We start from the raw sequence: 4,404 nt of genomic DNA on the forward strand, positions 1-4,404 counted from the left end.
ATGGGTGACTATAGTTACTCAAAAGGTTATCGATTTATTTTAAATTTATGATTTAATTTTAAATATCACTTTTAAATTTTAGGGGATGAATAAAGATGTTATTAAATGAACGGTTAAAACAACTAAGATTGCAATATAATTACACGCAAGAAAATGTTGCACAAAAAATAGGTGTTTCAAAACAATCTGTTTCAAAGTGGGAATCTGGTAAAACATATCCGGATATCGACAATTTAATTATTTTGTCAGATATATACAATGTAACTATCGATGAATTAATAAGAGAAGACAGTATTCTAAAAAAAAGAATTAAGATCAAGAAAAAAAATAGAGTAGTTGATTTTTTAGGGGGGAGTTTAGTATTTGTACTTTTTTATGTAATAAAAGAAGTATTAATAACCCAACGTTCGCCATTACAATTTTCATCTTTAAAGGATTTTATTATTTCTAGTGTTATTTTAGTAACGATATGGATTATAACAGCTGTGATTTTTTGGTTAATAGTAAATCTAGGTTCTACAGTGAAAGAAAGATTATTAAAGAACTAATAGGGATACCGCCAACGTTTTAGGGAAAATCACGCTAAACAAAAAATAAAATGAGCTGTCTATATGGACAGCTCATTTACATAATTTTCGATATAGGAAGTTAGTTATATTTTTCTACGTACGAAATAAAAAGCTAAGGAACCCATAATAATAGGTGTAACCAAACTAGAAGAATATGGATTTTTAAGAAGAAAGAGTATACGTATATAGATAACAGCTAGTCCTATAAATACAGGAATTCCAAATCGAAACTCTCTACATTGTTTTATTTTTCTGTATAATACTTCTCCAATTAGGCAAACTACAAGATCTAGTATACTACCATAAATGGTGAGAATTATAGTGAATCCAATTATGGTAGGCCAATTCAAATCAGTCTGGTAAGAATAATTAGGATCAGAAATATATGGTATTAAGGCCCACATGATATTAAAAATAAGCAGACTTGCAGCAGAACTAATTAAAAATTTTTTCATTTGTATCTCCTGTATAATTCATAATGTTATTTCTATTATATGACAATTTCCTTTACGCAAGATAGATAAAATATAATATGTATATCATATTCATGCTCGGTTAACATAACGTCTCATTATCGGTAGCAAGGAAAAGACAGATCCCTACTCTCACAAGGGATCTGTCTTTTCTTGTTCTATGGATCTATGCATCTTTTTATACATTCCTATTCTGACGTGCCTTTTGTCCTCCCCATCGTTCCCGATTTTTTGCATAAAATCTTGCATACTCTTTAAGCACTTACACCTAAAAACAAGGGGCTTCTTTTCAATTGGTAAATTTAGTATGTTATATATATTGTTATTAAAAAAGAAAGGAAAATTTATATGAATTTATTAAAAAATATTAGATTAATATTTTGTATTGAAATTTTAATTGTAGCCTTTATTTGTATACGGGGTTATGTAAAATCGGATTATCCTCTTTATATTCCAATTAGTATTTTTGTGTTAGCTATTGGTTTGCTATCCCTTTTTGAATATAGAAAAAAGAAAGTGAATGAAAAGAGGTAGTTGTATGGTGTATGTCAACGGTACCGGACCGAACCCGTAAGGGAGCGGGAGGATAAGGAGTTGACATGCTCACTATGCAACCCTCTTGTGGTTGTCAAAAGGTACCCTTTTGACCCTGCCAACCGGCGAGGGAGCCCCTCAAGGATTGAGGGGTTGGGGAGTTCGATTGATGGGGTTTGGGGAAGAGTTCCCCAACAGGTTTGGACAGAGTCCAAGGTTTTGTTTTTTGCCATGCAAAGCATGGATCGGCGAAGGCCGACATAGCCTCGCAGAGCCTTTTCATTGTGTACATGGAGCGTAGCAAAATGTCATAATACAGAAAAGGTTACTTTGCCAAAGTAACAAAGCTTTTGGTATAGTGGGAGCAAGGAGTTGATTCGTCATGAGCATGTCAGTTTCTCTCAAAAAGGCAACGAACAAAACCAACATCAAACACAATAACAGGACAATGAGTGAGAAGGAAAAAGAGCGAAATTCGCATATTGATTATTCACGTTCTGATGAAAATAAATATCTTGTTCAGAAGGATTTGAAAGAGTTATATCAAGAAGAGTTCGGGGAAGCGTTGGAGAAATATAATGCCAAACAAAAACGATCTGATAGAAAAATTGACGATTATTATAAGCACATTCAGTCTAGTAAGAAAACTTCGCTTCAGCAAGAAATGATCATTCAAGTGGGTGATTTGAACGACTTCATTCGCAATGCCGATTATAAAAGAGCAAATGAAATTTTGTTAGAGTGGTTCAAGGATTTTGAGAAACGAAATCCTAATTTGAAAGTTTATAATGCGGTCATTCATAATGACGAGACAAGCCCTCATATGCATTTAAATTTTGTGCCTGTGGCGAGTGGATATAAGAGAGGACTTGAAAAGCAAGTATCATTTGACCGAGCCATTATGCAACAAGATTCAGCACTAGATAAAACTCGTCCTTTTGATGATTGGCGAGAAAAAGAAGTAAAGTTGTTAGAAAAAATATTGAAAGAGCGTGGCATTGAACGAAAACTAGTTGGTTCAAATGAATATAAAGATGTTAATGAGTACAAAGAAAAAAAGGATTTAGAAAGGGAAATTCAATGGCTAGAAGAAAAAATAGCCAAAAAGAAAGATGAACTTGTGAAAGTTAGTGAGCAAGTTCCTGAAAAGAAAATGAATCTAAAGAGTAAAAAGAAAGAGATTAAGACAGAGGTGAAACCTAAATTTATTGGGAAACCTGACATCATTGAAAAAGAAACAGGTAATTATGTTTATACACCAAAACAAGTTAAATATCTGGAAGATTTGGTGAGTGCAGCTGTCACTGTAAAAAAAGATTATGAGCGTTTGCAGACAACGGATCTAGTTCAGGAAAATAAAAATCTTCGTGAGGAAGTCTATCAAAAAACGAAGGAAAATGAACAGTTAAAAAAGGAATTGGCGTCAGCTACGCTTGAAATCGGTTCATTAAAGGGCGATATACACTATTTGAAAGCTCATATACGTGATTTGAAAGCGAACATAAAGGTTTTATACGAACAAACAAAAAAAGTCTTTAAAGAGCAATTTGAGGCGTTTAGAGGGCTTATCAAAAATGAATTGGATATAAAAGGTATAGACAATCAGTTCGAACGTGAGCATAACAGAGAAATGAAAAGCAAAAGTAAACAGAAAGAACATGACATGGACAGGGGGCGATAAAAAAGCGATACCTATTGTAAGGGGGATCGCTTTTTTGTTCTATTTTATCCCTTCTCTTTCGCGTAAGGCTTTGAATCTATCGAATTGGTTTCTATATTGATAATCTTTATTTTCCTTTTTACTAACAAGGATTTTTCCGTCATATTTTGCGAATTTTTTACTTGTGTTTTTATCTGTCCATGCAAGATTTTCATTAACTACATAAACATTTGATGTGCCCATTTTTAATACATCAATAAAACCATTTTCTTCAAGGATTTTAATTGCTCTGTAAATCGTCATTCTTGATTTTCCGAAATAATCTTCAAAAACTGAATATGAACAAGCTAAAGCATTACGGTTGTCCATATGTTCTAATATAAAAAATAACAAACTACTAGCAAATGGCTGTTTTGTCATTAACCAACGTAATTCAGGCATGTTATCACGATACAATTGTATAAAGTTATAGTTCTTTTTTTCTTCTTCTTTTTGTTTTTCTGTTTTCTCTTTTTCTTCTTCAAGCTCTAGTAACTTTTGAATTTTGTTCAATTCTTCGCTTGTTAATTCAACTGTAATCTTTTTTTCTTCTTGATTATCCAATTGCAACACCTCTGATACCATTTTTTTATTCCCTCCTATGTATCACAAGCTATGATACATTTATGTATCAACTTTGTTACATCGTATAACAAATAAATAGGCGTGTAAATAATTATTTGTTACATCTTGTAACAAATATGTATCACAAGCTATGTTACATTTATGTATCACAAGCTATGTTACATTTGCTCTTTAAAAAGCCTTATTTATCAAGGTTTTTAGCCTGTCTCTTTCTATATCTCCTAGTAGGGCTTTTCTCCATACAATGGTCAGGTAGTATTTTTTGAGAAACTCACTCAAAAAATCTCCACCTTTCCTTCATTGCATTCCGAAATTCGGCTGGTTTTGAACTTTCGCCAAGCCGAACAGACCAAAAACGAGGATTAGGTTGCTCGACTTGGACTAGCAATTGTACCAGCCGAACCGCCCAATTTTATCGCTTTAAGCAGTCAGCTTAATCTATATTCAGTTACGTTAAGTTCTTGGGGGCTAGCCCCCAAAACCCCCAGCCAGCACTCACACCCAAAAACAAAGGAACATGATTGATTTTATAGTTTGTAAACCA

The 4,404-nt window shown here is 33.0% G+C and carries 4 protein-coding genes; 2 read left to right on the forward strand and 2 right to left on the reverse strand.

Annotated features, from left to right (window positions below):
- Positions 1-95: 95 nt before the first annotated feature.
- On the forward strand, positions 96-548 hold the full coding sequence (locus MHH71_RS30405) for a helix-turn-helix domain-containing protein (RefSeq protein ID WP_023441369.1): 453 nt from the start codon (positions 96-98) through the stop codon (positions 546-548).
- Between the two features lie 104 nt (positions 549-652).
- Here MHH71_RS30405 and MHH71_RS30410 read toward each other — a convergent pair whose 3' ends face one another.
- Complete coding sequence (locus MHH71_RS30410) at positions 653-1,024, reverse strand: hypothetical protein (protein ID WP_040118689.1); 372 nt, start codon at positions 1,022-1,024, stop codon at positions 653-655.
- A 934-nt stretch (positions 1,025-1,958) separates the two neighbouring features.
- On the opposite strand from MHH71_RS30410, the gene MHH71_RS30415 reads away from it, so the two are divergent.
- The gene (locus tag MHH71_RS30415) at positions 1,959-3,257 is read left to right on the forward strand and encodes a plasmid recombination protein (protein WP_040118686.1); all 1,299 of its coding nucleotides are present in this window, start codon (positions 1,959-1,961) and stop codon (positions 3,255-3,257) included.
- Positions 3,258-3,296: 39 nt separating this feature from the next.
- On the opposite strand, the gene MHH71_RS30420 is transcribed toward MHH71_RS30415, so the two are convergent.
- Complete coding sequence (locus tag MHH71_RS30420; RefSeq protein WP_429691967.1) at positions 3,297-3,848, reverse strand: replication/maintenance protein RepL; 552 nt, start codon at positions 3,846-3,848, stop codon at positions 3,297-3,299.
- Positions 3,849-4,404: the final 556 nt, after the last annotated feature.

Source organism: Bacillus sp. FSL H8-0534 (assembly GCF_038005885.1).
Lineage (GTDB): Bacteria > Bacillota > Bacilli > Bacillales > Bacillaceae_G > Bacillus_A > Bacillus_A pseudomycoides.